Below are 25,019 nucleotides of genomic sequence, written 5' to 3'. Positions count from 1 at the left end.
ACTTCGCGCCGTCGCGCCGGTCCTTGGTCCTTCGAGGAGACCGAGGCCGATGGCGAAGAAGCGAGACGAAGAGGGCACCGAGACGCAGCTGCTGCCGGTGATGAACATCATGCTCTTGCTGATCCCCGCGCTGCTGCTGGCGATGGAGGTGGCACGCATGGGTGCGATCGAGGTGCGACCGCCGTTGACGACGCGCACCGCGGGCACCGAGGACCCGCCGCCGCCCAAGCCGCAGCTGCGGGTGTTCATCGCCAACGACGGCTTCGAGATCAGCATCGGCGCACGGGGGAGCGCGCCGCCCAAGTGGATCGGACTCTCGGCCTCCGCCGCCCTCGACGACCGTCACGACTATGCGACCCTCGAGGCCGAGGCCGCGACCCTGCTCCGCTTGGGCACCGTCGACCCGGTGGTCTATGTCGATGCCGAGAACGATGTGCCGATGGCGACGCTGGTCGCGACCATGGATGCGATGCGTGGGTCACGATGCAGCCTCGTCGCGGCCCATGCGGGCGAGAACGCCCCCGCGGCGTGCCTGTTCCATGACGTGGTCGTGGAGCCGGGTACCCGCGGAGGGTGATCGGCCGCACGGATTTCGCAGTCCGCGAAAGGCCGTCGTCGGCCCAGCTGCGACAGATTGTCGCGGGGCCTGCGCAGGTCACTTCGGGGTGTACGAAAAACCGCGTTTGCGGGGAAGTACAGGGGCCAGATTGGTGCTCCAGGCCGTCCGCGATATGCTGATGTCCCAGGGGGCATCCGTACGCTGTAAGCGGAACCGGCGGTCCCCATTCCTCGTGAAACGCGGAAACCGATGAAGGCTGCACCTCAACCTCGCACGAAGGTCCTCCGCATCGCCGTCGTGCTCGACGGCCTGGTCTGCGACGAGGTGCACCAGAGTCAGCCCGGGCCGGTCAGCTTCGGCAGCGACTACCGCAGCGACGTGATGCTGTTCGGTGGCCGCGCGCCGCTTCGGCACACGATGTTCGACTACCGGCAGGGTCGCTACTTCCTCGATCTGCCCGCGGCCGCGAAGGGCAAGCTCTCGCTCGGCAACAAGACCATCACCATCAGCGCGCTGCGGCAGCAGTACGGCGGTGGTGATCGCGTTCGCGTCGTGCTCGATCCGCGCGCCAAGGGCAAGCTGGTGATCGGCGAGTCGACGATCCTGTTCCAGTTCGCCGAGCCGAAGCCGGTCCCGCCCAAGGCGATCTTCCCGGCCGAGTACGCGATCCGCCTGCGTGATCAGTTCACGCCACTCGATCGCTACACCTTCGCCAGCTCTGCCGCCGTGCTCGGCAGCTTCTTCGTCTACCAGGCGAATCAAGAGCGCAAGGACGACATGGCGCTCGACACCTTCGACGAGCGCTTCCAGACCGCGATGGGCCTGCGCGAGGACGAGAAGAAGCCCGAGCCCGAGCTCGAAGACGAGAAGAAGGACGACCTCGCCGAAGAGGACGAAGAGAAGGTCGAAGAGAAGGACAAGCCCAAGCCCGAGCCGAAGGTCCTCAAGGACAAGCCGGAGAAGTTCTCCGAGAAGGCGATGGCGGAGGCGCGCAGCGTCGGTGTGGCGCGTGTGCTCGGCACGTGGGGCGGCCCCGGTGAGGGCACCGTCTTCGACGTGATCAACTCGACCGAGAACAACCTCGGTGAGCTGTTCCAGCAGGGCATGACCACCACCGTGCTCGCCGACGGCGGCGACATCAGCCCGTTCGTGCCCGGTGGCACCGGCATCAGCGCCTCGGGTGCGGCGGTGCAGACCGAGGGCTTCAACACCGGCGAAGGCCCCGACCTCGTGGCCAAGGCCGACAAGCTCGAGCGCAAGGTCGCCGGCGTCACCAAGGCCTCCAACACCGACGTGTTCGGCGATGTCGACAAGACCTCGATCAAGGCCGCGATCAAGCACCGCACCAGCGCGCTGCAGCACTGCTACAACAAGGCCCTGCGCACGCAGCCCGACCTGGCCGGCAAGATGAGCTTCGCGATCTCGATCAGCGTGATGGGCACCGTCACCAAGGTCGACGTCGAGGAGGACTCGGTCGGCTCGCAGGCGGTCACCACCTGCGCCCGCGCGAAGATCCAGGGCTGGCGCTTCCCGATGGAAGGCGCCGAGGAAGGCGCCGACGTCACCTTCTCGGTGGTGTTCTCGGGCGGCGGTTGACGCGAGGGGCGATCGGCCATGGTTTTCTCGCGCGGCTGGACACGGAATCCGGCCCCGTGCACCATTGCGTATGGGTAGCCTGAACCAGGGGGCAAATGTGACGAACCTCCGTCCTCGACATCACGGAACCCGATCCCTGCGCACCATGGCGCTGATGTGCCTGCCCGCGTGGCTGCTCTCCACGGGGTCGTACGCCGCCCCGACCGCCGAACCTGCCGCGGGCGGGCCGGCGCCCGAGCCCGCCGCCTCGCCGGCGACCATCGACACGATGTCCGTGGGGGAGAGCCGCGCGAAGATCGAAGCGTCGATCTCGGAGCTGGGTCGGCTGACGGCGTCCGCCGACACCGACAAGGACGTCGTGCGTGCGGCCTGCCTGGTCGACAAGCAGGAGCGCGGCTCGGAGATGATGGAGCTGGTGACCGCCGAGGTGCTCGTCGTGCAGGACGCCGGCACGACGGATCAGCAGCGGGCCTTCGCGGCCGAGAAGCTGACGGCGCTCTCGGATCGCGTGGGTCGCCTGGTCGAGGAGGCACGCGCTTGCTCGGGCAACGCTGGGCCCGAGGACAAGGACGACAAGACCCGCACGCAGGTCGACGAGCGTCCGACGGTGCCGTACGCCGACCCGACCGTCGGTGGTGGCCGGCCACCGGTGCCGCCGCCGGTCGACGACGCTCGCCCACCGACGGTGGAGAGCCCGACGCGCTAGCGGCTGCGCGGGGGTGCCTGCGCGGCGACGGTGGTGGAAGTCCGCGCAGTGCCCCATGCGCGAGCGTGTCGCGCGGTTCGTCCGAAGGATGTCCGCAAGGCCGAGCCTGCGCGAGTTGGTGTAGCCTTCCGCCGACGCGCACGCGCCGTCTTCTCCGATCTTCTCGCTCGATCGTGTCTGCTCGTCTCGCTGGTTGCTCGTTGTCGTGGTCCCGCTGCCTGGGGCTGTTGGCGGCGCTTTGTGTGTGGCTGGGCGCGGCCGCGCCGGCAGCCGCGGGCGGCGTGCTGCACAACGCGTTCGGCATCCCCCGCGCCGAGGACGGCCGCGGCATCAAGGTCGGCGAGCGATCGACGTTCCACGCCGGCTTCTCGCTGGGCCTGGGGCTCGACAGCAACGTGTACTCGAACGCGCGCGACGAAGACCGCACGGTGTCGTCGTTCATGTGGCCGTCGGCGTGGATCGGCATCGGCAACCGCGACATCCGCGATGGCCTGCTGATGACCCCGGCCGAGCGCTCGGGGCGGTGGTTCGACTACAACATCTCGCTGCTGGGCGGCTTCCGACAGTACCTGTCGCGCCAGGTCGACGTGCGCTCGGTGCCGAAGTTCTCGATTGGTACGCAGGTGCGCCTCGCGCTCCTGCCGGGCCGGCGCTTCTCGGTGCACCTCGACGAGGACTTCTTCCGCGGCGCCTCGGCGGGCAACTACCAGGCGCTCGGCAGCGTGCTGAACTTCAACCGCCTCGATCACCGCGGGCAGCTGACCTTCATCCTACGTCCCGGTGGCGGCCGCCTGAGCTTCGCGGTCGGCTACCGCTCGCAGCTCCTACGGTTCGAGAACGACAATCTCTTTCGCAGCAACCGCATCCTGAACGGCTTCTACCACGAGTCCAAGTGGCGCTTCTTGCCGCGCAGTTCGGTGCTGCTGCAGTACACGATGGACTTCACCTACTACGTGGACTGCTGCGGCAGCCCCGGTACCGGTCGCAACGAGGACAACTACGCCCATCGCCTGCTGGCCGGTTACCGCGGCCAGGTCGCCGACAAGTTCGCGCTCGAGGCGATGGCCGGGTGGGGCGGCGGCTTCTACCGCACCGATCCGAATGGGCCGAGCTTCAACTCGTTCATCGGGCAGGCCTCGTTCAACTACTTCCCGACGCTTCGCTCGCTGGTTCACGTCGGGGTCTATCGCAACTTCCAGGACTCGCTCTTCGGCAACTACTACATCGACAACGGTGGCCGCGTCGCGCTGGGCCACCAGTTTCGCTTTCGGATGATCGCGCACCTGGGCGTGAACGTGGCGGCGCGCAAGATCGCGGGCCTGCCGGTGCCGGGCGTGGAGACCGACATCATCGGCGGCTACAACGGCTCCGGCGCCGACAAGTTCCAGCGCCGCACGACCATCTTCGGGCTCGATGCGAAGCTCGAGCAGCCGCTCGGCAAGATCTTCGCGCTGTCGCTCGGCTACAACCTGCTGGCGGACACCCGCGGCTACTTCGTCCTCTACAACCAAGAGAACAACAGCGGCGACCAGCAGACCGACAACCTCTCGTACTTCCGTCACATCGTGACGCTCGTCGCGGCGGTGCGCATATGATCGCGCGCGCCCCGTGGCTGCTGCTTGGCTGCGTGCTCGCGGCGGCGTGCGTACGCGGACCCACCACCACGGTGGTGCCGCCCTCGAACACCATCGAGCGCAAGACCCTCGGGCCGGGCGACGTACTCGAGATCCGCGTGACCGATCGCGACGAACTCAGCGGGCCCTACGAGGTCTCCGACGCCGGCACGATCCGCTTCCCGCTGATCGGCGACATCGAGGTGCAGCAGAAGACCCAGGGGCAGATCGCCGCCGAGATCGAGGCCAAGCTGGGCGATGGCTGGTTCAAGCAGCCGCAGGTCGCGGTGCGGGTCACCGAGCGGCAGAACCGCGAGGTCTCGGTGCTGGGCCAGGTGAAGGAGTCGGGCAGCTACCCCTTCAAGCCCGGGCTCACCGTCATGCAGGCGATTTCCCTGGCGGGTGGGATGAACCCGCTGGCGATGCCGCGCCGGGTGAAGCTCATCCGCGAGACCGACAAGGGCCGCCAGACCTACGAGATCGACACCACCGCGATCCTCGAGAGCCGCGCGCAGGACCTGACGCTCGAGCCGGGCGACATCGTGTTCGTGCCCGAGTCCCCGGTCTGAGCCGCCGACGTACCCGCCCGGGACCTCCTGCCCGCGGCTTGGGTGGCGTACAATGCGTTGGCGATGAGCGCCGAGTCCGAGCCCGTCCTGGGCATCGACCTGGGGACCACCAACTCGGCGTGCGCCGTGGTGCGCGGCGGGCGGGCCTCGGTCGTGCGACGCGGCGACGATCGCATCATCCCCTCGGTCGTCGCGGCGATGCCCGACGGCCGCATCATCGTGGGCAATCGCGCCAAGCAGCGCCGCGCGGTCGACCCCACCCAGGTGGTGTTCTCGGCCAAGCGCATGATCGGTCGCCGCTTCGGCTCGCCCGAGGTGCAGCGCATGCGCGAGACCATGCCGTACCGCATCGTCGAGGGCCCCAACGAGGGGGTCGCGATCGAGCTGGGCGGCCAGCTGCTCTCGCCGGTGGAGATCGCCGCGCACATCCTCAAGTACCTGCGCGAGATGGCCGAGGAGGCGCTGCAGCAGCCGGTCAGCAAGGCCGTCATCGCGGTGCCGGCCAACTTCACCGACGCGCAGCGCAGTGCGACCCGCATCGCCGCGCGCCTGGCGAACCTCGACGTCATCCGCGTGATCAACGAGCCGACCGCGGCCGCGCTGGCCTACGGCTACATCGAGGACACCGACCGCCGCATCGCCGTCTACGACTTCGGCGGCGGCACCTTCGACGTCACGATCCTGCAGATCACCCGCAACGTCTTCGAGGTGCTGGCGACCTCGGGCGAGATGTTCCTGGGCGGCGACGACATCGACGAGGCGGTGCTCTCGTTGATGGCGCAGGCGTTCGAGCGGCAGCACGGCATCTCGCTGGCCGGCAAGACCGTCGCGATGGAGCGCCTGCGGGTGATGGCCGAGCAGGTGAAGATCGAGCTGTCGGAGAACTACCGCAGCGGCATTCGCATCGACGACGTCTACGAGGGGCGCGGACTCGAGTTCGCACTGTCGGAGGCCGACCTGCGCTGGCACATCGAACCCATCGTGCGGCGCACCGTGCCGGTCTGCGCCGACGCGCTGCGGGTGGCGGGCCTGGTGCCGCAGCTCATCGACGAGATCGTGCTCGTGGGTGGCACCACACGGCTGCCGCTGGTGCGCGAGATCGTCGCGCAGGTGTTCGGCAAGCCGGCGCAGACCTCGATCAACCCCATGAGCGTGGTCGCGGTCGGGGCCGCGATCCAGGGCGCCGCGCTGCTCGGCTCGCTGGTGCCGATGGCCCAGGCCCAGGCGAGCGGGGGCGCGCAGGCGCACACGCAGGCCTCCGCGGTGCTGCTCGACGTCACGCCGCGGACGCTGGGCGTACGCACGCTCGGCGGCTTCGTCGACGTGGTCATCCCGCGCAACACCGCGATCCCCGTCGAGCAGACGCGCCTGTTCACGACCACCACCGACAACCAACGCTTTGTCCGCATCCAGGTGTGCCAGGGCGAGGCCGAGGACTTCGACGCCAACCACAAGCTCGGCGAGCTGACGCTCGCGGGCCTGCGCGATGCACCGCGCGGCGAGGTCACCGTTGCGGTGACCTTCGAGATCAACGCCGACGGCCTCATCGAGGTGCGCGCCATCGATCAGGACACCGGCGCGCGGCAGAGCGCGACCATGCGCGTGCTCGGCGGGCTCGAGGAGCAGGACCTCCAGGCCGCGGCGCAGCGCCTGCACGCCAGCAGTGACGGCGGCGCGGTCGCACGCAGCGGCGACACCGTGATCCCGCGCTGACGCGGGCTGCGCGAGGGACCAGGCGATGTCCGACGACGAAGAGCTGCGGCGCCTCCACGACGGACTCGCGACCGCGACCTACTACGACTTCCTGGGCGTGCGGCCCGGCTGCGACTACGTCGCGGTGCGCGACGCCTTCCACGCCCGCGCGCAGCGCTACCACCCCGATCGCTTCGTGTTCTCCTCGGGCACCGTCGATCGCACCCAGGCCTACGAAATCTACAAGCGCATGACCGAGGCCTACCAGGTGCTGTGCGACCCCGAGCTGCGCGCCGCCTACGACGAGGCCCGCGTGAAGGGCCAGGTGCGGCTCTCGGAGGTCGCGCGGGCGCGTCGCAACACCCCCGACGAGCGGCAGGTCGCGAACACCTTCGCGCGGATCTATCTGCGGGCTGCGCGGGCCAAGCTCGCGCGCGGCGACGTACGCGGCGCATGGATCGACGTGCGGCTCGGGCTCGGGCTCGAGCAGGCGCCACCGCTGCTGGCAGTGCTCGACGAGATCCGGCAGCACCCCCAGGCCCAGGCCCAGATCGGCGGTCGACCATGAGCCCACGTCGCGCACTGATCGAGCGCGTCACACGAGAGACCCGCATCACCGCCTCGCTGACCGCGCCGGAGGACGCGCCCGCGCCGTCGAAGGTGCGCACGCCGCTGCCGTTCTTCACGCACATGCTCGAGGCGCTCGCCAAGCACGGCGCGATGGCGCTCGAGCTCGATGCCGAGGGCGACATCGAGGTCGACGGCCACCACACCGTCGAGGACACCGGCCTGGTGCTGGGCGCCGCGCTCGACCAGGCACTGGGCGACCGCGCGGGCATCCACCGCTACGGCTGCTTCTCGCTGGCCATGGACGAGACCCTGGTCGACGCCGCGATCGACCTCGGCGGGCGGCCCTACCTCGTGTACGACCTGCCGGTGCTGTCCGGCCGCTGGATCGGCACCTTCGACTGCGATCTGGTCAAGGAGTTCTTCGGCGCGCTGGTGGTGTCCGCGCGCATGAACCTGCACCTGCACCTGCGCGCGGGCGGCAACTGTCACCACGTGGTCGAGGCCGCGTTCAAGGCCTTCGCACGCGCGCTACGGATGGCGTGCCGACCCGACGGCTCGATCACCGACGTTCCGTCGACCAAGGGCTCGCTCTGATCTACTCTCGCGCGGCCGAGTAGGCGTGCGCATGGCAGAGTCGAAGCGAGCAGCGACCCCCGATCCCCAGGCCATCCACCAGCTGCGGGAGCGCCTGGCCGACGCCGGCGGTGGCCCCGGCCACGCCCGTGGCGACGCCGAGGCGGTCGCGGCCGCGACCGCGACCGTCGAGGCTGCCGCGGCCGCGGTGCACGAGCGCCTGCACGCCAAGGGGCGGCTGTCGGCGCGCGAGCGCATCGAGGGCCTGCTCGACCCGGGCTCGTTCGTCGAGCTCGACCGCTTCGTGACCCACGCCTGCCACGACTTCGGCATGGGCAGCAAGCAGGTCTTCGGCGACGGCGTCGTCACCGGGCACGGCACCGTCGATGGTCGCGTGGTGTTCGTGTTCGCGCAGCAGTTCGAGGCCTTCGGCGGCAGCCTCGGCATGGCCCACGCGCGGAAGATCTGCAAGGTCATGGACCTCGCGATGGACGTCGGCGCGCCGGTCGTTGGTCTCAACGACTCGGGCGGCGCTCGGATCCAGGAGGGCGTCGAGTCGCTCGCGGGCTACGCCGAGATCTTCAAGCGCAACGTGTTGGCGTCGGGCGTCGTGCCGCAGCTGTCGCTCGTGCTCGGACCCTGCGCCGGCGGAGCCGTCTACTCGCCAGCGCTCACCGACCTGGTGCTGATGGTCGAGTCGTCGAGCTACATGTTCATCACGGGGCCCGATGTCATCCGCGCGGTGACCCACGAGGAGGTCACCAAGGAGCAGCTCGGCGGCGCGGCCACCCACAACGAGCGCTCGGGCGTGGCCCACTTCAGCTGCCGCGACGAGGCCACCGCGCTGGCGATGACGCGACAGCTGCTTTCGTTCCTGCCGTCGAACAACCTCGGCGAGGCGCCCCGCGTGGCCTGCCGTGACGACGTCGATCGCAGCTGCCCCGAGCTGCGCGACGTGGTGCCGGTCGATCCCAGCAAGGCCTACGACATTCGCCGCATCGTCGAGGCGATTGCCGACGACGGCCACTTCCTCGAGGTGCAGGAGGGCTTTGCCCGCAACATCGTGATTGGCTTCGTGCGCGTCGGTGGGCAGAGCGTGGGCGTGGTCGCCAACCAGCCGCTGGTGCTCGCCGGCTGCCTCGACATCGACGCCTCGACCAAGGCCGCGCGCTTCGTGCGGATGTGTGACGCATTCAACGTGCCGCTTGTGACCTTGGTCGACGTTCCCGGCTTCCTGCCGGGCACCGAGCAGGAGTTCCGCGGCATCATCCGCCACGGCGCCAAGCTGCTGTATGCGTTCACCGAGGCGACGGTGCCCAAGGTCACCATCGTCACGCGCAAGGCCTACGGCGGCGCCTACGACGTGATGGCGAGCAAGCACATCCGCGGCGACATCAACCTCGCGTACCCGACCGCCGAGATCGCGGTGATGGGGGCCGAGGGCGCGGTCAACATCGTGTTCCGCCGCGAGCTCGCGGCGGCGCCCGACGGCGAGGTCGAGGCCACGCGGGCGCGTCTGGCCGCCGAGTATCGCGAGCTCTTCGCGAGCCCCTACAAGGCGGCGGAGCTCGGCTTCATCGACCAGGTGATCGATCCGGCCGACACCCGTCGTCGCGTCGCGCAGAGCTTCGCGATGCTCCGCAACAAGCGGCAGGACAACCCCCGCAAGAAGCACGGCAACATCCCGCTGTGATCGCGTCGCGCCGGTGCTGCGCGGCGTCGAGGATGCGGGCTCACGGCCGCGCGGCGACGCTGCTCGCACCGCCCAGGCGCGCACGCAGCTGTTCGGCGGGCGGATACTCCGGGCGTAGCTGCAGCGCCTTCGCGACCGCCCGCGTCGCCCCGGCACCGTCGCCTCGACGGGCCGCGATCTCGCCGCGCACGACCCAGAGTTGGGCGTCGTCGGGATCGATCGCGATCGCGGTGTCGATTGCGAGCTGAGCCTCCTCGAGCTGCGGCGGGGCGGCCTCCAGCGCGAGTCGGGCGCGCAGGTAGGCGGCGTAGGCCGCGCTCGACGGTGGCGTCGAGTAGACCTCGTGGCCATCGACCATGTGGAGCGCACGATCGCTGACGCCGTGGCGCAGGCACGCCGCCGGCAGCAACACCGCCGCGAAGGCGAGGGCGCGCGAGAGCGTGGGCATCACAGCAGCGTGCTCAGGTAGACCGCGAGGCAGTACCACGGGGTGCCGGCCAGCAGCAGCGCCCTGCGGGCGCGACCGAGGTGCTCGCGGCTACCTCCACCGATGATCGCTGCGATCGCGACGCACCACGATAGCGCCGCGGCGAGCACCGCGAGCGCGAAGCTCTTGAGGATGAAGGGCGCCAGGGTCGGCACCAGTGCCCCCACCGCGGCAACCACCGTCAGGCCGACCGGCACCCAACTCAGCACCAGGGCGATGGTGGCCAGCCAACCAGCGCCGCGGCTCTGCGCGGCCGGCCGACGCAGGTGCGAGAGCACCCACGCCAGCAAGAAGATCGCGCTCACGGCCAGCGCCAGCGCCACGCCCCCCAACGCCAGCATCGCGCGGATGCGTTCCAGCAGCTCCCGCAGCTTGTCGAGGTCGGGCAGGCCCGCGAGAGCGAGGGTGATGGCCATTGGGCAAAAGTGTAGCAGCGGACCCCGGCCGGGCCATGGCCCCCCCTGAGCCCGAGCTGCTTGCGCGTGAGCGGGGGCATCGGGTATGAGAATCGCCCCACGCGTGCGTAGCTCAGTTGGATAGAGCGTTGGCCTCCGAAGCCAAAGGTCGCAGGTTCGATTCCTGCCGCGCGCGCCCCCTGCGGGCGCGTCCGCGGGTGCTCGGGGGTCGGCGGAGCGTGGTTGCGGGCTGGCTGGTGGGCGTGGCGGTGATGGCGGCGTGCCGGCCACCGGCGCCGGTGCTGGTCGACCCGCGCCCGACCGCGAACCCGATGCCGAGCGCGGATGCGATCGCGCAGACCCAGGCCGCGAAGGACGGCCGCCAGGGTGCTGTGCGCGTCGCCTACTGCATCGACACCGACGGGATCGCCCAGGACGTGCGCGTGATCGAGCCCTTCGAGTCCGAGTTCGATGCGCTGGCGGTGACCACCGTGGAGGGCTGGCGCTTCGAGCCCGCGACTCGCGACGGCCTCGCGTACGAAACCTGCACGAACGTGCGCATCGAGCTGCGTCCGCCGTCCTGACGGTCGCGAAGAAGGCGTACCATGACAACGTGTCCGGACTCCGGCCACCGCTCACACCCTTGCTGATCGCGCTGCACTCGGCTGCGTGCGGTGCCGCCACGTTCGCATGCGAGGACGATGCTCGCTGCGGCGACGGCGGACGATGCGAGCCCAACGGCTACTGCTCGTTCGCCGATCTCGCGTGCGCATCGGGGCGCCGCTTCGGCGAGCACGCACCCGCCGGGATCGCGGGCGCGTGTGTCGACGGCGATGTCGGCACCGGCGATGTCAGCTCCGGTGGCGGGTCGTCGTCGAGTACGGGCAACGCTTCGACGGGCGACAGCTCGAGCACGGCGGCATCGACGAGCGTCGCGAGTACCGGCGAGGTCACCAGCACGGGTGACGGCGGCAGCTCGAGCAGCGACAGCACGGACGGCGGCCCCACGCCGGTCGAGGTCGGCCCGATCGCGATCGCCACCGATCTCGACGACGGTGCGATGTGGCCGACGGTGATGGGCGAGGTCGGCACGTGGTCACCGTCGGGCGAGGTTGCCCTCGGGCAGGCCTACCTCGGCGAGTACCCCGAGGGCGAGCCGTACTGGGGCTACTTTCGCTTCCAGCTGCCGCGTGCGCTGCCCGCCGGGACCGTGGTGCAGGGGGCGGTGCTCACCATCGATGGCCACGGGACGTACCAGTGGGACGAGCAGGTCCACGCGCTGCGCGTGTGGGCCGAGCGCAGCGACGACGCGCCACAGGTGGAAGGGCTCGCGTCGCTGCCGGGCGGCGATCTCGTCGCGCTGACCGAGGCCTCGGCGCGTTGGCCCGCGACCGGCGGGCTGGCGTGGTCGACCGACGGCAGCAACGCCTCCCCCGATCTGGCGCCGCTGCTGCAGGAACTCGTCGACGACGGCGGGCTCGTCGCGGGCGCGTCGGTGCAGCTGTGGGTGGCGGCCGATGACCTGGCGACGCAAGGGCACGAGGTCGGCTGGATCGACGCCTCGGGGCTCGACGATCGCGAGGCGAGGCTCAACCTGTCGCTGCTGCTGCCATGAGCGAGGCTTTAGCCGCCGCGCTCCTGCGCCGCGAGCTCGAGGTAGCGCGCCAGCGCGTCCTCCGGGCCACACACCACCAATGCGTCGCCGGCTGCGATCGGCGAGTCGGCGTCGAACGCGGTCATGATGCTGCCGCCGCGCTCGATCGCGACGATCGAGCAGCCGGTGCGCTCGCCGATGCGATCGACGCGGGGCGTGCGGCCGGCCAGCGCGCCGGCGGGGAGCTTGGCCAGCTTGACGCGCATGCCCTCGGCGGTCCACTGCGCGCCGAGCAGCTTGTGCGCCAGTAGCTCGCCGGCGACCTCGGCCAACGAGACCGCGAAGTCGGCCCCGGCCCGGTGGATGCGCTCGACGTTGTCCTGCCGGTTCACCCGGGCGACCAGCGGCACTTCGGCGGCGAAGTCCCGCAGCACGCTGGCGGCGAAGAGTGTGGTCGCGTCGTCGCTGAGCGCGACGATCACTGCACGGGCATGGTGCAGCTCGGCGCGCTCGAGCGTCGCCCGCTCCAAGACGTTGCCGACCACGTCGACGCCCGCACCATCGACGCGATCGATCACGACGACGTGCTCGCCGGCGTCACGCAACAGCTCGACCAGCTTGCGACCGACCTCGCCGTGGCCGCACACCACGATCGGCCCGGTGCGCGGGAGCGGCGGCGCGATCGCGGCCAAGCGCTCGAGCGCTGCCGCGTCGCCGACCGCGACCAGGATGGCACCGGGCTCGATCACGGTGTCGGCGCGGCAGTGCGGCACGAACACGCCCTTGGACCACTTGGCGATGATGGTCGCGCCGCTGCGCGAGCGCAGATCGGCCTGCGCGAGGGTCTTGCCGGCCAGGTCGCTGCGGCGATCGACGCGGACCTCTGTGGCCTGCACGCCGCTGCCGAGCAGCGAGAGGCCACTGACGCGGGTCGCGATGCGCTCGCTGGCGAGGCCGGCGATCGCGGCCGCGAGGATGTGCAGCGGGGTATACACGGCGGCGGCACCCGCCAACATCATCGGCGCGCGGTGCAGCGGCTCCTGGGCCAGCGCCACCAGCTCGCCCGCGTAACCGTGCTGGCGCGCCGCCAGCACGAAGGCGCCGTTCTGCGCGTCGCTGCCGTTGGCGACGATGGCCCGGGCGTTGGCGAACAGCGACGGCTCGGGGTCCTCTTCGTCGAGCCGACACACCACGACCTTGCGGCCGCGATCGAGCAGGCGTCGCGCGATGGTCTCATCCTCCTCGAGCACGAGCACGCCGACCTTCGCCCGCGCGAGTTCGTCGACCAGCGACGCCACGGCGGGACCCCAGCGATAGATGAGCACATAGTCGCGCAGCTTGGGCGCCGCGCGCGGCAGGCGGCCCTCGAAGCGCGACTCGAAGAACGGCAGCACCAGCAACGAGACCACGATGAACGTGAGCGATACGCCCAGCACCTGTACGATCGAGACGAACACGATCATCAGGGGGTGCTGCCACTGCGCATCGTGGCCGTAGCCGGTGGTGGTCACGGTCTCGGAGGCCCACTCGAAGGCCTGCCAGAACGTGCGCGGGCTGCCCTCGAGGCGCTCCATGCCGACCATGTAGATCGCAGCCAGCAGCGTCAGCACCACCGGGGTGCCGGCGATGAGGGCGACGAGTCGACGCTTCGCAGAACGCACGCAGCGGGCAGTGTAGACCAGCCTCGGCGTCGCAGGCGCCCACCTACGGGGGGACGCGCTCGATCTGCCGGTGCGATGGGGGCGTCGGACCGCTCGCCAGCGTCGGCGTGCGCGCGCTACGATCGCCCGCGTGCAGACCTCGTCGATGGCAGACAAGTCGCTCGCCGCCGCGTTCGCGGTCGTTCTCGGTGGTGCGGTGTCGTGTGGCGACCCCGGCGGCGGGGTCGTCACCGCCGATGGTGGCGAGGACGCGTCGTTGTCCGCGAGCGTGAGCGTCACCGCCAGTGACAGCGGTGCCCAGACCGAGGGCGTCACCAGCAGCGCGTCGGCCAGCGCAGAGACCACGGTCGCTGACAGCAGCGGCGTCGACACCATGGCGCCCAAGTTCGACGTCGGCGACGACGTCGACATGGGGATGGTGCGCCCGGTCGATCTCTGCCACGTCAACGACGACATGGACGCGGTCGGCGACTGCGAGATGAGCGCGCCGGCCGACAGCTTCACCCCCGAGGTGCAGTGGACCTTCGGCGTGGGGCTGCAGAGCTGGGTCACGCCGCTGGTCGCGAACTTCACCGACGACGACGGCAACGGCGAGATCAACCTCTGCGACATCCCCGACGTGGTGCTGCTGACCCGCAGCGGCATCAGCTACAGCACCCCGTGTGACGTCAACATCATCGACGGCGCCACCGGTGTGCTGCACTTTGCGATCCCCCAGAGCGAGCAGGTCTCCTGCACCGGCACCCCGGCGATCGGCGACATCGACAACGACGGCCTGCCGGAGATCGTCGCCGAGTACATCTCCGGCGGGGTCTTCCGCATCAAGGCGTTCGAGCACGACGGCACCGTCAAGTGGGCCAATACCACCGACGGCGGCAACGCCAGCCAGTTCTACCGCGAGTCGGGGGCCATCGCGCTGCACGATCTCGACGCCGACGGCGATGTCGAGATCGTGTTCAACCACGAGGTCTACGACCACGACGGCAACATGCTGTGGGAGCAGACCAACCCCAACCCCGGCGAGCTCGAGTGCTCGACCGCGGCGGATCTCGACGGCGACGGCACGCTCGAGGTCATCACCGGACACTCGGCCTACCACTTCGACGGCTCGGTCTACTTCGACAACTACCCCACGGTCACGTCGCAGTCGATCCCGCAGGTCGGCAACCTCGACGACGATCCCGAGCCCGAGATCTTCGTGACCTCGGGGCAGGGCATCTGGATGATCGAGCACGACGGCAGCATCGCCTACGGACCAGTGACGCCGACCGGCGTGGCTGCTTCGGCCTACCTCGTGTGGCAGCGCCCGGGGACCATCCACGACTTCGACGGCGACAACGTCAGCGAGTGGGCCAGCTCGTCGCAGAGCGCCTACGCGGTGTACGAAGGTCCGACGGCGGGTGACGTGCTGTGGCAGACGGTCGTGCAGGACTTCTCGGGCGCAGCCGGTGGCACCGCGTTCGACTTCCTCGGTGATGGCATCGCCGAGGCGATGTACGCCGACGAGCAGAATTTCCGCATCTACGACGGCCTCACCGGCGCGGTGCAGCTGACGATCCCTCGCCAGAGCCCGACCATCAGCGAGTACCCCGTGGTCGCCGACATCGACAACGACGGCTCGGCCGAGATCCTCGTGGTCTCGACCGGTGGCGAGCCGGCGCTGCAGGCCATCCGCGACGCCGAGGATCGGTGGATCCAGGCGCGACGCATCTGGAATCAGCACGCGTACTACGTGACGAACGTGCGCGAGGACGGCACCATCCCGCAGCACGTGGTGCCCAATGGAGCACGCTCAACACCTTCCGCACCAACGCACAGATCGAGGGCGGCGGGCTGTGCAAGCCGGCTGGCTGATCGTTCGCCGGCGCGCGACACCCCGCGCCACCGATGCTCGGATCGCCGGCTTGCCGACGCTGCGCCGCGTCAGGGTCCGAAGCGCAGCTCGGAGGGGAACACCGGCACCGTCGTGCTCCCGTCGCCGAGCTGCCCGGCCGCGCGCCGCCCGACACAGCCCCAGCTCCCCGCCGCTTCGATGCAGGTGATCGCGTCGCCGGCCACGACCGCCGTGATGCCGCTGCCGACGAGGAACTGCGTGGGTGCGAGCACCTCGGTCGCCGCCGTGATCGTCACGCCGCCGTCGCCGAGCTGACCCTCGCCGGACTCGCCCCAGCACCACATGGCGCCGTTGGCATCGCGGGCGCAGACGTGGGTGTAGCCGGCGGCGAGCTGCTCGATCTCGGCGAGGCCCGGCACGAGCTGCGCGGTGTCGGCGTCCTGCTCGTCGCCGACGCCCAGCTGCCCGAATGCGCCGGCGCCCCAGCAGTACACGTCGCCGGATGCGCGCGCGCAGGTGTGGGCTTGGCCGGCGACGATCTGCTCGACCGCGGCCGGCAAGCCCGTGACGTCGACCGGTGCGAGTGGATCCGCAGGGTCATCGTCGTCGTCGCCGATCTGCCCCTGCTCGTCATCGCCCCAACAGCGCACGGGCCCCGAGTCGAGCCGTGCGCACGAGTGTCGCTCGCCGAGCGCGAGCTCGACGGCGTCGGCGATGAGCGGTACGACGACCGGCGTACCCTGATCGCCGTTCAACGCAGCGGTGCCGACCTGCCCGTCGGTGTTGTCGCCCCAGCACAGCACGCTGCCGCCGGTGCGGACGCACGAGTGCCGCGCCCCCATCGCGAGCTCGTCGACCGCGCCGAGCCCGACCACGGACACCGGCGTGTACGCGTCGACGGTGCTGGAGCCGCCTTGGCCGAGCTGACGTTGGCTGTTGTCACCCCAGCATTGAACGTCGGCGCCGGTCGACACACACGCGAAGCCGTCGCCCATGCGCATGATCTCGACGTCGGCGAGCAACGGCAACGCGGTGGGAACGACGAGGTGGTGCGAGAGCGGCGAGAAGTAGCCCTCGGCGCCGAATGGCGTCTGGTTGGCGAGGGTGCCATCACCGGCGCACTCGACGGTCCCATCGTCCTGCACGCCACACAGCACGCCGCTTTGCTCGGGCGGATCGAGCACCACCGCGGCGGGAGCGGATGAGAACGCCACCGGTGCCGGCTCGAGCTGCATCGGGGGCGCGAAGCCCAGCTGCCCGTCCTGACTGAAGCCCCAGCACCAGCGCTCGCCCGTGGCCGCACGCACGCAGGCTCCACGTGCGCCGGCCTCGACCTCGACGAGGTCGGCGTCGGGCAGCTGGGCGACGGGGCTCGGGAGCGACGTCGGTGCGAGATCGCCGTTGCCGAGCTGGAAGTCGGCGCCTTCGCCCCAACAGTAGAGCTGACCATCGACGAGCAGCGCACACGCGAAGCGATCACCGAGCGTGATCGACTGCGCCGGCATCGGCAGCGTCACCCCCTGCGGGGCCGCGGCATCGAACGTGTTGCCCACGCCGAGCTGGCCCTGGATGTTGTCGCCCCAGCAGTACACGGCGCCGATCTCGTCGCGCACGCACGTGGTGTCCTCGCCGGCTTCGACCTCGACGACGTCGGCCAGCCCGGGCACGAGCAACGCCGTGCTGCGATCGATTCCGGGCGTCCCGTCCCCGAGCTGACCGTTGTCGTCGTCGCCCCAGCAGGCGACCGTGCCGTCGCTGAGCACCGCGCACGAGTGTCCGTCGCCGAGGCCGAGGTCGATCGCGGTGAGGTCGCCCGGGAGGGCCACTGCGCTCGGGTCGGGGCTGTCGGAGGTCTCGACACCGCCGCGTCCGAGCTGCAGGTCGGCGTTGTCGCCCCAGCACCACACCGCGCCGGCGAGATCGATCACGCACACGTGATCGTCGCCGGCCTCGATCGAGGTGGCGAGCGGTGCGTCCGCGATCGCGATCGGGAGCGTCTGATCGTCGTCGGGTGACATCACCGTCGAACCCATCGCGAGCTCGGCGTTGTCGCCCCAGCACCACACGTCGCCCACGCTCCGGATCGCACAGTGGAGCTGCTCGCCAGCGGCGATCGCCGTGACATCGTCGAGGGTGAAGACGGGGACGCCGCTGAAGCCATCGACCCCGCCGTCGCCGACCGCCCCCTGGGCGCGCTCGCCGAAGCACGCCACGTCGCCGAGGTCGGTGCGGATGCAGCCGCCGAGGCCGCCGAGCGCGATCTCCTCGACGACCGCGTCGATGGTGCAGACGCTCGGCGAGCCCGCGCAGCTCCATCCGAACGCGACGGTGCAGTCGTATGCGCAGCCGTCGGACGGCGCGAGGTCGCCGTCATCGCAGGCCTCATCGCCGGCGCGCACACCATCGCCGCAGCTCGTGATGCACGAGCTCGGCACGCCCGCGCACGACCAACCGGGCTCGACGGCACACGCGGCGCTGCAGCCGTCGTCGTCCGCCGCGTTGCCGTCGTCGCACGCCTCGTCTTGGGTCTGCTCACCATCGCCGCAGGTCACCGAAGACGCCGTGGTGCCAGATGTGCCAGTCGAGGTCGCGTCCGACGTGGTCGCGGAGCCGACGCTGGTCTGCGTCCCGGCTTCTGCCGTGGTGTCGGACGTGACGCCCGCGCTCCCGCTCGACGTGCTGGCATCGACACCTGCGTCGCTCGAGTCACTGCCGGCCGAGCTGCTGCCATCGACGACAGTGGTGCTCGGGTCGGTGGCGCTCGAGCTGGCGGGGCTCGAGCTGGCACCGCTCGACTCGCCGTCGGCGGCGTCCGCCCCATCGTCCCCGCAAGCAGCCACGGCCGCGGCCGCGATGCTGAGCCAAGCGAGTGGGCACAGGCGCGTCGACACCATCCTTCCACGATACGCGAGCGCCGCGAGGTTGGCACTCATCGCGTCGCGCTGCGTCGGTGCGCACCCGGGGTCGTACCGATGACGCGCTTGAAGGCGCGGTTGAACGCCGCCTCGGAGCGGTAGCCGAGCCTGCCCGCGAGGTCGGCCAGGCCGGCGTCCTGGCCACCGAGCAGCGCCGCGGCCATGCGCATGCGGACCCGGGTCACGAACGCCATCGGCGGCTCGCCGACCCGCGCGTTGAAGTGCGCGGCGAAGGACGAGCGCGACATGCCGGCCAGGGCCGCGAGCTCGCCGACCGTCCACGCGCGGTCGGGCTCGCGGTGGATGCCCAGCACCGCGCGTCCGATCTGCGGGTCGCGCAGCGCGGCGATCCATCCGCCCGCGCCGCCAGCATCCCGCGCCAGCCAGCTGCGGATCGCCTGGATGACCAGCACGTCGGCGAGCCGGGTGATGATGGTCTCGCCACCGGGTCGCAGCGCGCGGGCCTCGTCGGCCATCAGTCGCAGCGTGCCCGCCATCCAGTCGGCGTAGCTCGAGCCGGTGCCGTCGAGGTGGATCGCGGCCGGCAGCATCGCGACCAGATCGTGCGCGGCCGGCTCGTCGAAGCGGACCACACCGCACACCAGCGTGGTCGCGGCCCCGTGGCCGCCGTGCTCGAGCAGCGAGTACGCGCTCGAGAGCATGCGTTGCGGCAGCTCGACGACGTTGGGGGTCGGGGCGCGGCGGTCGGAACGCAGGCGGTGGCCGTCGCCGTGCGGCACCAGCACGAAGTCGCCGGTGCGGAGCTTCAGGGCGCCGATGTGCTTGCCCTCGAGCGTGCACTCGCCCTGCGTGATCACGTGGAACCACAGTGCGTTCGCGAACGCAGGCATCGTCAGGCCCCACGGCGCGCGCAGCTCGGAGCGGCAGTAGAACATCCCGCTCAGGCGGAGGAAGTGCAGGGCCTCGCCCAGCGGGTCGGCCGAAGCGGTCCAGTCGGGCTCGCGGGAAGGCGCCGGGTGCATGTCGCCATCGTCCGCGATGCTGGACGATCGAGCAAGTCAGATGGATGTCCAGTGCTGGTGCGTCTCATGCCATGGGCTCAAGCTGGACCTCATGCAGGAACCAACGATGAACGTGCTGGTGGTGGGGGCGACCGGGGGCTCGGGCCGCGCGGTGGTGGATGCGTTGCTCGAGCGAGGCCACCGGGTGACCGCCTTCACGCGGCGCGCGGGTGCCATCGCGGCGCGCCCCGGACTGCGGGTCTGCGAGGGTGACGCGTGCGTGGCCGCCGACGTCGAGCGCGCGGTCGCGGGCCACGACGCGGTCGTGGTCGCGCTCGGCATCCGCGAGAACGCGGCGCTGGTGCGACTGCGCGGCAGCGCCCACACACCGATCGACGTGCGCTCGGTGGGCACGCGGCACGTGATCGCGGCGATGCAGCGCCACGGCGTGCGCGACCTGGTGGTGCAGACCACCTACGGCGTGGGCGAGACGCACGGGCGGTTGCCGCTCAAGTGGCGCATTCTCTTCAAGCTGTTGCTGGGCCCGCAGATCGACGACACCCGCGTGCAGGAGGCGGTGGTGCGCGAGAGCGGCCTGCGATGGGTGCTGGTGCAGCCGGTCGCGCTCGGCGACGACGACGGCGCGGCGCAGACCTTCGCGTCGACCGAGGGCGACGCACGGCGGATGTCGATTCCGCGGCGCAACGTCGGGGCCTTCATCGCCGAGGCGATCGAGGGTGGCGCCTACGCGGGGCGGAGTGTGGCGTTGTCGACGGTGTGAACCGCGGCTACCGATACGCCTCCGCCTGCAGCGTGAACAGGCGGGCATAGCGGCCACCGGCGGCGAGCAGGCTCTCGTGGTCGCCACGCTCGATCACGCGGCCACCCTGCAGCACGACGATCTCGTCGGCGATGCGGACGGTGGAGAAGCGGTGGGAGACCAGCACGACGGCCTTGTCCTTGGCCATCGCCCGCACGCGCGCGAAGGCCTCGGCCTCGGCCTCGGCGTCCATCGCCGAGGTCGGCTCGTCGAGCACGAGCACATCGGCGTCCTCGCGCATGAACGCGCGCGCCAGCGCGATCTTCTGCCACTGGCCACCGGAGAGCTCGCGACCGCCGGCGAACCACTTGCCGAGCTGGGTGCGGTAGCCGTCGGGCAGCTCGCGGATGAACGGCTCGGCCATGCCCGCCTCGGCGGCGTGGGCCCAGCGGGGCTCGTCATCGAAGCGCTTCACGTCGCCGGCGCCGATGTTCTCGCCGACCAGCAGCTGGTAGCGCACGAAGTCCTGGAAGATGGCGCCGATGCGGCCGCGCAGTGCGTGCTCGTCCCAGTCGCGCAGGTCGGTGCCGTCCAGCAGGATCCGGCCGCTGCTGGGGCGGTACAGCCGTGCGAGCAGCTTGATGATCGTGGTCTTGCCGGCCCCGTTGTCGCCGACCAACGCGAGCGCGTGGCCCGGCAGCACGTGCAGATCGATGTCGACCAGCGCCGGCGCGTCGGCACCCGGGTAGGTGAACGACACCGCCTCGAAGCGCAGGCCGTCGCCGGGCACCGCGCCCGCGCGCACGCCCGAGGACGGCAGCGCCGCTGCCGGCGCGACATCCTGCTCGAGGTACTCGTAGAGGTTCGAGAGGTAGAGATTGTCCTCGTACATGCCGCCGATGCCCGAGAGCATGGCCGACACCGCGCCCTGGCCCTGCTTGAACAGCAGCAGGTACATCGTCATGGCGCCCAGCGTGATCGCACCCTGGGCGGCGACCAGCGCGATCCAGCCGTACGCGGCGTAGAAGGTCGCGGTGCCGAGCAGGCCCAGCAACAGCCCCCACACGCCGCGCCGCAGCGTGAGCGCGCGGTCCTCGATGAAGAGCTTGTCGAAGATCTCGCGGTAGCGCTGCAGCAGCAGCGGCCCCAGCTCGAACAGCTGCACCTCCTTGGCGTGCTGGTCGCTGGCAACCACGCCCTCGAGGTAGAGCTGCTTGCGCCGCTCGGGCGAGCGCCAGCGCATGAGCCGGAACGCGTCGCCGGAGAACTTGGTCTCGGCCACGAAGGCGGGCAAGCCGGCCAGCAGCAGCACGGCCGGGGCCCACGCCGAGAACGACCACAGCAACGTCGCGAAGCTCACCAGCGAGATGAGGTTCTGGACCAGACCGAAGCTGCGCATGACCAGCGACAGCGGGCGGCTCGAGGCCTCCATGCGCGCGCGGGTGAGCTTGTCGTAGAAGTCGGCGTCCTCGAAGTGTCGCAGCTCGAGGGTCAGCGCCTTCTCGAGGATCATGACGTTGACGCGGTGACCCAGCCGCATGCGCAGCAGCGACTGCGCGATGCCCTGCACCCGGCTCACGACCGCGATCGCGGCGATGACGAGCGCCTCGATCACGACCCATCGCAGGACCACGTCCGTGCCCGCCCGATTGGCCAGCGCATCGACCACCGCATCGACGATGAGGCGGCCGGTGTAGGCCGCCGCAGCGGGCAGGAGACCCGCCAGTGCGGTCAGGCCGGCGATCAGCACGAACAGCGAGGGGCTGGTCGACCAGCACAGCCCCAACGCACGGCGACCAAAGCGGAAGGTCGCCAGGAATTTGCGTGCGTCGAAACGAACCGTGGCCATCGGTGCCGGAAGACCACGACGATGCGGTGATGCCACGTGTTACCGCCGCCTGGGGCTCGCGGGCGCGTCGCGGTCGTCGGTGGGATTGCGCCGTGGCGCATGCAGGCGCAGCTCGTCGCGGGCACGCTGCACCGCCGCCAGGATCTCCTGCGCGTGGGCGAGCAGTCGCTGGCCCTCCGGGCGCAGTCGCATGCCCCGGGGCGTGCGATCGAACAGCTGCACGCCGAGCTCGTCCTCGAGGCTGCGGATGCGACGCGTGAGCGGCGGTTGGGTGACGTGGAGTCGCTCGGCCGCACGGCCGACGTGGCCGGTCTGCGCGACCGCGACGAAGGACTCGATCTGCACGAGCGACATCGGTGCCACCAGCATACCGGCGCCGCCGCTCGGCGGGCGGACACAAGCGGGCCCGCTTGCGCCGCCGTCGCGCATCATGGGGCGCACCGCTGGCGGACCGCGACTTGACGACTTGGAAAGTCATGATAGTCTACTTTCCAAGTTGGAAAGCGAGAACCCCACGCCGCCGTCCCGGGCCGACGCCATCGAGGCGCTGCGGCAGATGCAGAGCGCCCGTCGACGCGCAGGTGCGTATGCCCTGCCGACGGCGTATCACCTCGCGGTCGGCGGTGTGTTCGGGGCGCTGCTCGCAGCGCAAGGCCTGCCCCTGGGGTGGCGCCTCGCGGTGGAGATCGCGGTCGTCGCTGCGGCCCTGGCGATGATGGCGTGGTCGCGGCGCGTCACCGGGAGGTTCGTGAACGGCTGGCGAAAGGGCCCCACACGTTGGATCGCGGTGACCCTCACGGTCGCCTTCGTCGGGCTCGCGCTCGCGACCCTCGAGGTCGACGCCACGCACGAGGTTCGCGTCGCGCCGCTGCTCGCCGGCGTCGCGATGTTCGTCATCGCGGCGATGGCCGACTGGCTGTGGGTGCAGTTCTACCGCGCGGAGCTGCAACGATGAGCCCGCCGGTGCCACGCTTCGACGCGGTCCTGCACCCGCCGGCGCGCCTGCAGGCGTGCGCCGTGATGGCGACGGCCGACGAGGTCGAGTTCGCGACGTTGCGCGACGCGCTCGAGGTCAGCGACTCCGTGCTGTCGAAGCACCTGCGCGCCCTCGACGACGCCGGCTACGTCCAGCTGCGCAAGGCCACCAGCGACGGGCGCGTGCGTACTTGGGCGGCGTTCACGGCCAAGGGCCGCCGCGCGTTCGAGGCCCACGTGCTCGAGCTGCAGCGGCTCGCGGGTGCGCTGTCGTCGTCGACCGAACGCAGCGCGCCCGAGGTGGCGCCGCGCGCCCTCGTCCCCCGTCGCTCGCCGGCCTGACGCCGGCAACGGGCACGAAGCTGGTCTTGCTCGAACATCGGCGCGCCGAAGGCGTGCCCGAGAGGAGTTGTCACGTCCATGTTCACGACTGTTCTGCTGTGCGCCGTGCCCGTGGGGCTCGTCGCTTGGATCCTCAACGACCTCCGTCAGTACGCGGCGTTCAAGCGCGAGGCGAGCTCGGCCGGACGCGTGGGGTTCTACCTGCGCTGGAGCTGGCAGGGGTTCGTGATGCTGAGCGGCGCATCGTTGCTGTTGCTCGCGGCACAGGGCCGTCTCGCCGACGTGCTCGGCCTGCCACCCGAGTTCGCAGACTTCGCGCCGCCGGTCGACGCCACCGCGCCCTCGCCCGACGACGGCGATACCTACGTCGGCTTCGTCATCGGTGCGACGCTCGGCGTCGCGGCGCTCGTGGCCGTGCAGCTGCTCCAGCTCCGCCGTACGAAGGCGCTGATCGTCGGGGATGTCGAGCCGCTCATCCCACGCAATCGCACCGAGATGCTGGCGTCGCTGCCGCTGTGTCTCAACGCCGGCTTCTCGGAGGAGCTGTTCTTCCGGCTCGCGCTGCCGCTGCTCGTCACCACGGTGACGGGCTCGGCGATCGCCGGGCTCGTGAGCGCCGGCATCGCGTTCGGCCTGGTCCACGCCTACCAGGGCTACAAGGGTGTGCTCGCGACCACGGCCCTGGGCGCCCTGCTGACGTGGATGTATCTGAGCAGCGGGTCGTTGCTGCGACCGATGCTGCTGCATGCGGCGATCGACGTGGTGGCACTGATCGTGCGGCCGTCGCTGGCGCGGTGGCTGTCGCGCGGCGCGTCGGTGTGATTGTGCTGGCCGGGGTGCGTTCGCGATGCTTAACCAGCATTGGACCCCGCCAGCTGCGCGTCCCATGCTGTTGCCCGGCACCCTGGCATGGCGATCGAGATCCACGACAGCTGCGCGATCGCGGCGCTGCGGCGCGCCGGGGCCAGCGCTGCGGCGACCCTGGCCCACGTCGGCGCGCGACTGACCGCCGGCATCAGCACCGCGCAAGTCGACGCGTGGGTGCGCGAGGACACCGCGCGCCGCGGCGGTCGACCGAGCCAGCTCGGCTACCACGGGTTCCCGGCCGCGGTGTGCGTCAGCCCCAACGACGTGGTGTGCCACGGCGTGCCGAGCCCGAAGGTGGTGCTGCGCGACGGCGACATCGTCAACGTCGACGTCACCACGATGCTGGGTGGCTACCACGGCGACACGTCGATGACCTTCGCGATCGGCACCATCGAGCCCGCGAAGGCGGCGCTGCTGGACGCGACCAAGGCCGCGCTGCAAGCGGGCATCGACGCGGTGCGCCCCGGCGTGCGCCTGGGTGACATCGGCGCGGCCATCGAAGCCAGCGCGCGCGCGGCCGGCTACGACGTGGTGCGCGAGTACTGCGGGCACGGCATCGGCCGCGAGATGCACCTGCCGCCGCAGGTCTGCCACTACGGGCGCGCAGGCACCGGGCTGCGCCTGCGCGCGGGCATGGCGTTCACCATCGAGCCGATGCTGACCCTCGGCCGGCAGGCGCTCGTGCACGACGACGACGGCTGGACCGTGCGCACTGCCGATGGCTCGCCGTCGGCGCAGGCCGAGCACACCGTGCTGGTCACCGCCGACGGCGTCGAGGTGCTCACCCGACTGCCGTGAGCGCACGCG

23 protein-coding genes and 1 tRNA gene are annotated in these 25,019 nt (G+C 70.7%); 17 read left to right on the top strand and 7 right to left on the bottom strand.

Going from position 1 to position 25,019, the window contains the following annotated elements; translation table 11 throughout:
- Window positions 1–49: 49 nt before the first annotated feature.
- From IPH07_15480 to IPH07_15440, 9 genes are all read left to right on the top strand, one after another.
- Window positions 50–577, top strand: a complete 528-nt coding sequence (locus IPH07_15480; GenBank protein ID MBK6918793.1) for a biopolymer transporter ExbD — start codon at window positions 50–52, stop codon at window positions 575–577.
- A gap of 231 nt (window positions 578–808) precedes the next feature.
- Window positions 809–2,155 (top strand): AgmX/PglI C-terminal domain-containing protein, encoded by a 1,347-nt coding sequence (locus IPH07_15475; GenBank protein MBK6918792.1) that lies wholly within the window; start codon window positions 809–811, stop codon window positions 2,153–2,155.
- A gap of 145 nt (window positions 2,156–2,300) precedes the next feature.
- Window positions 2,301–2,861, top strand: coding sequence for a hypothetical protein (locus IPH07_15470; GenBank protein ID MBK6918791.1), 561 nt, complete (start codon window positions 2,301–2,303; stop codon window positions 2,859–2,861).
- 173 nt (window positions 2,862–3,034) lie between these two features.
- Window positions 3,035–4,456 carry a hypothetical protein gene (locus tag IPH07_15465; protein ID MBK6918790.1) on the top strand — a complete coding sequence of 474 codons (1,422 nt, stop codon included), beginning with the start codon at window positions 3,035–3,037 and terminating at the stop codon, window positions 4,454–4,456.
- The gene (locus tag IPH07_15460) at window positions 4,453–5,043 is read left to right on the top strand and encodes a polysaccharide export protein (GenBank protein MBK6918789.1); all 591 of its coding nucleotides are present in this window, start codon (window positions 4,453–4,455) and stop codon (window positions 5,041–5,043) included. The genes IPH07_15465 and IPH07_15460 overlap by 4 nt, the downstream gene beginning before the upstream one ends.
- 63 nt (window positions 5,044–5,106) lie before the next feature.
- A complete protein-coding gene (locus IPH07_15455) occupies window positions 5,107–6,756 on the top strand; it encodes an Hsp70 family protein (protein ID MBK6918788.1) in 1,650 nt (549 codons plus the stop codon).
- Between the two features lie 25 nt (window positions 6,757–6,781).
- Entirely contained in the window at window positions 6,782–7,303 is a 522-nt protein-coding gene (locus tag IPH07_15450; GenBank protein MBK6918787.1) for a J domain-containing protein, read from the top strand.
- Entirely contained in the window at window positions 7,189–7,899 is a 711-nt protein-coding gene (gene hisB / locus IPH07_15445; protein MBK6918786.1) for an imidazoleglycerol-phosphate dehydratase HisB, read from the top strand. Before IPH07_15450 ends, hisB begins: the two co-directional genes overlap by 115 nt.
- Window positions 7,900–7,930: 31 nt before the next feature.
- Window positions 7,931–9,571 carry a methylmalonyl-CoA carboxyltransferase gene (locus IPH07_15440; GenBank protein ID MBK6918785.1) on the top strand — a complete coding sequence of 547 codons (1,641 nt, stop codon included), beginning with the start codon at window positions 7,931–7,933 and terminating at the stop codon, window positions 9,569–9,571.
- Window positions 9,572–9,611: 40 nt separating this feature from the next.
- On the opposite strand, the gene IPH07_15435 is transcribed toward IPH07_15440, so the two are convergent.
- Both IPH07_15435 and IPH07_15430 read right to left on the bottom strand, forming a co-directional pair.
- Window positions 9,612–10,019: a hypothetical protein gene (locus IPH07_15435; protein ID MBK6918784.1), complete on the bottom strand. Its 408-nt coding sequence runs from the start codon at window positions 10,017–10,019 to the stop codon at window positions 9,612–9,614.
- Window positions 10,019–10,474, bottom strand: coding sequence for a hypothetical protein (locus tag IPH07_15430; protein ID MBK6918783.1), 456 nt, complete (start codon window positions 10,472–10,474; stop codon window positions 10,019–10,021). The genes IPH07_15435 and IPH07_15430 overlap by 1 nt, the downstream gene beginning before the upstream one ends.
- A gap of 101 nt (window positions 10,475–10,575) precedes the next feature.
- Here IPH07_15430 and IPH07_15425 point away from each other — a divergent pair.
- From IPH07_15425 to IPH07_15415, 3 genes are all read left to right on the top strand, one after another.
- Window positions 10,576–10,649, top strand: a tRNA-Arg gene (locus tag IPH07_15425).
- Window positions 10,650–10,692: 43 nt separating this feature from the next.
- Window positions 10,693–11,037: a TonB family protein gene (locus IPH07_15420; protein ID MBK6918782.1), complete on the top strand. Its 345-nt coding sequence runs from the start codon at window positions 10,693–10,695 to the stop codon at window positions 11,035–11,037.
- A gap of 29 nt (window positions 11,038–11,066) precedes the next feature.
- The gene (locus IPH07_15415) at window positions 11,067–12,068 is read left to right on the top strand and encodes a hypothetical protein (protein ID MBK6918781.1); all 1,002 of its coding nucleotides are present in this window, start codon (window positions 11,067–11,069) and stop codon (window positions 12,066–12,068) included.
- 8 nt (window positions 12,069–12,076) lie between these two features.
- Here the strand turns inward: IPH07_15415 and IPH07_15410 are convergent, their stop codons facing one another.
- The 3 genes from IPH07_15410 to IPH07_15400 form a co-directional block, all read right to left on the bottom strand.
- Window positions 12,077–13,708: an NAD-binding protein gene (locus IPH07_15410; GenBank protein MBK6918780.1), complete on the bottom strand. Its 1,632-nt coding sequence runs from the start codon at window positions 13,706–13,708 to the stop codon at window positions 12,077–12,079.
- A gap of 1,923 nt (window positions 13,709–15,631) precedes the next feature.
- Window positions 15,632–18,436 carry a DUF4215 domain-containing protein gene (locus IPH07_15405; GenBank protein ID MBK6918779.1) on the bottom strand — a complete coding sequence of 935 codons (2,805 nt, stop codon included), beginning with the start codon at window positions 18,434–18,436 and terminating at the stop codon, window positions 15,632–15,634.
- Between the two features lie 35 nt (window positions 18,437–18,471).
- Window positions 18,472–19,440, bottom strand: a complete 969-nt coding sequence (locus IPH07_15400) for an AraC family transcriptional regulator (GenBank protein MBK6918778.1) — start codon at window positions 19,438–19,440, stop codon at window positions 18,472–18,474.
- A 106-nt stretch (window positions 19,441–19,546) separates the two neighbouring features.
- Here IPH07_15400 and IPH07_15395 point away from each other — a divergent pair, with 106 nt between their 5' ends.
- On the top strand, window positions 19,547–20,200 hold the full coding sequence (locus IPH07_15395) for an SDR family oxidoreductase (protein MBK6918777.1): 654 nt from the start codon (window positions 19,547–19,549) through the stop codon (window positions 20,198–20,200).
- Window positions 20,201–20,207: 7 nt separating this feature from the next.
- Here the strand turns inward: IPH07_15395 and IPH07_15390 are convergent, their stop codons facing one another.
- Together IPH07_15390 and IPH07_15385 are read right to left on the bottom strand one after the other, a co-directional pair.
- A complete protein-coding gene (locus IPH07_15390) occupies window positions 20,208–22,028 on the bottom strand; it encodes an ABC transporter ATP-binding protein (GenBank protein MBK6918776.1) in 1,821 nt (606 codons plus the stop codon).
- Window positions 22,029–22,067: 39 nt separating this feature from the next.
- Window positions 22,068–22,382, bottom strand: a complete 315-nt coding sequence (locus tag IPH07_15385) for a LysR family transcriptional regulator (GenBank protein MBK6918775.1) — start codon at window positions 22,380–22,382, stop codon at window positions 22,068–22,070.
- A gap of 142 nt (window positions 22,383–22,524) precedes the next feature.
- On the opposite strand from IPH07_15385, the gene IPH07_15380 reads away from it, so the two are divergent.
- From IPH07_15380 to map, 4 genes are all read left to right on the top strand, one after another.
- Window positions 22,525–22,983: a hypothetical protein gene (locus IPH07_15380; GenBank protein MBK6918774.1), complete on the top strand. Its 459-nt coding sequence runs from the start codon at window positions 22,525–22,527 to the stop codon at window positions 22,981–22,983.
- Complete coding sequence (locus tag IPH07_15375; protein MBK6918773.1) at window positions 22,980–23,345, top strand: transcriptional regulator; 366 nt, start codon at window positions 22,980–22,982, stop codon at window positions 23,343–23,345. The genes IPH07_15380 and IPH07_15375 overlap by 4 nt, the downstream gene beginning before the upstream one ends.
- Before the next feature lie 495 nt (window positions 23,346–23,840).
- A complete protein-coding gene (locus IPH07_15370; GenBank protein MBK6918772.1) occupies window positions 23,841–24,167 on the top strand; it encodes a CPBP family intramembrane metalloprotease in 327 nt (108 codons plus the stop codon).
- 87 nt (window positions 24,168–24,254) lie between these two features.
- Window positions 24,255–25,010, top strand: a complete 756-nt coding sequence (gene map / locus IPH07_15365; protein MBK6918771.1) for a type I methionyl aminopeptidase — start codon at window positions 24,255–24,257, stop codon at window positions 25,008–25,010.
- The last annotated feature ends 9 nt before the right edge of the window (window positions 25,011–25,019 follow it).

The organism is Deltaproteobacteria bacterium (assembly GCA_016709225.1).
GTDB lineage: Bacteria > Myxococcota_A > Polyangia > Nannocystales > Nannocystaceae > Xiheibacterium > Xiheibacterium phototrophicum.
This window is presented reverse-complemented; position numbering and strand designations above follow the sequence as displayed.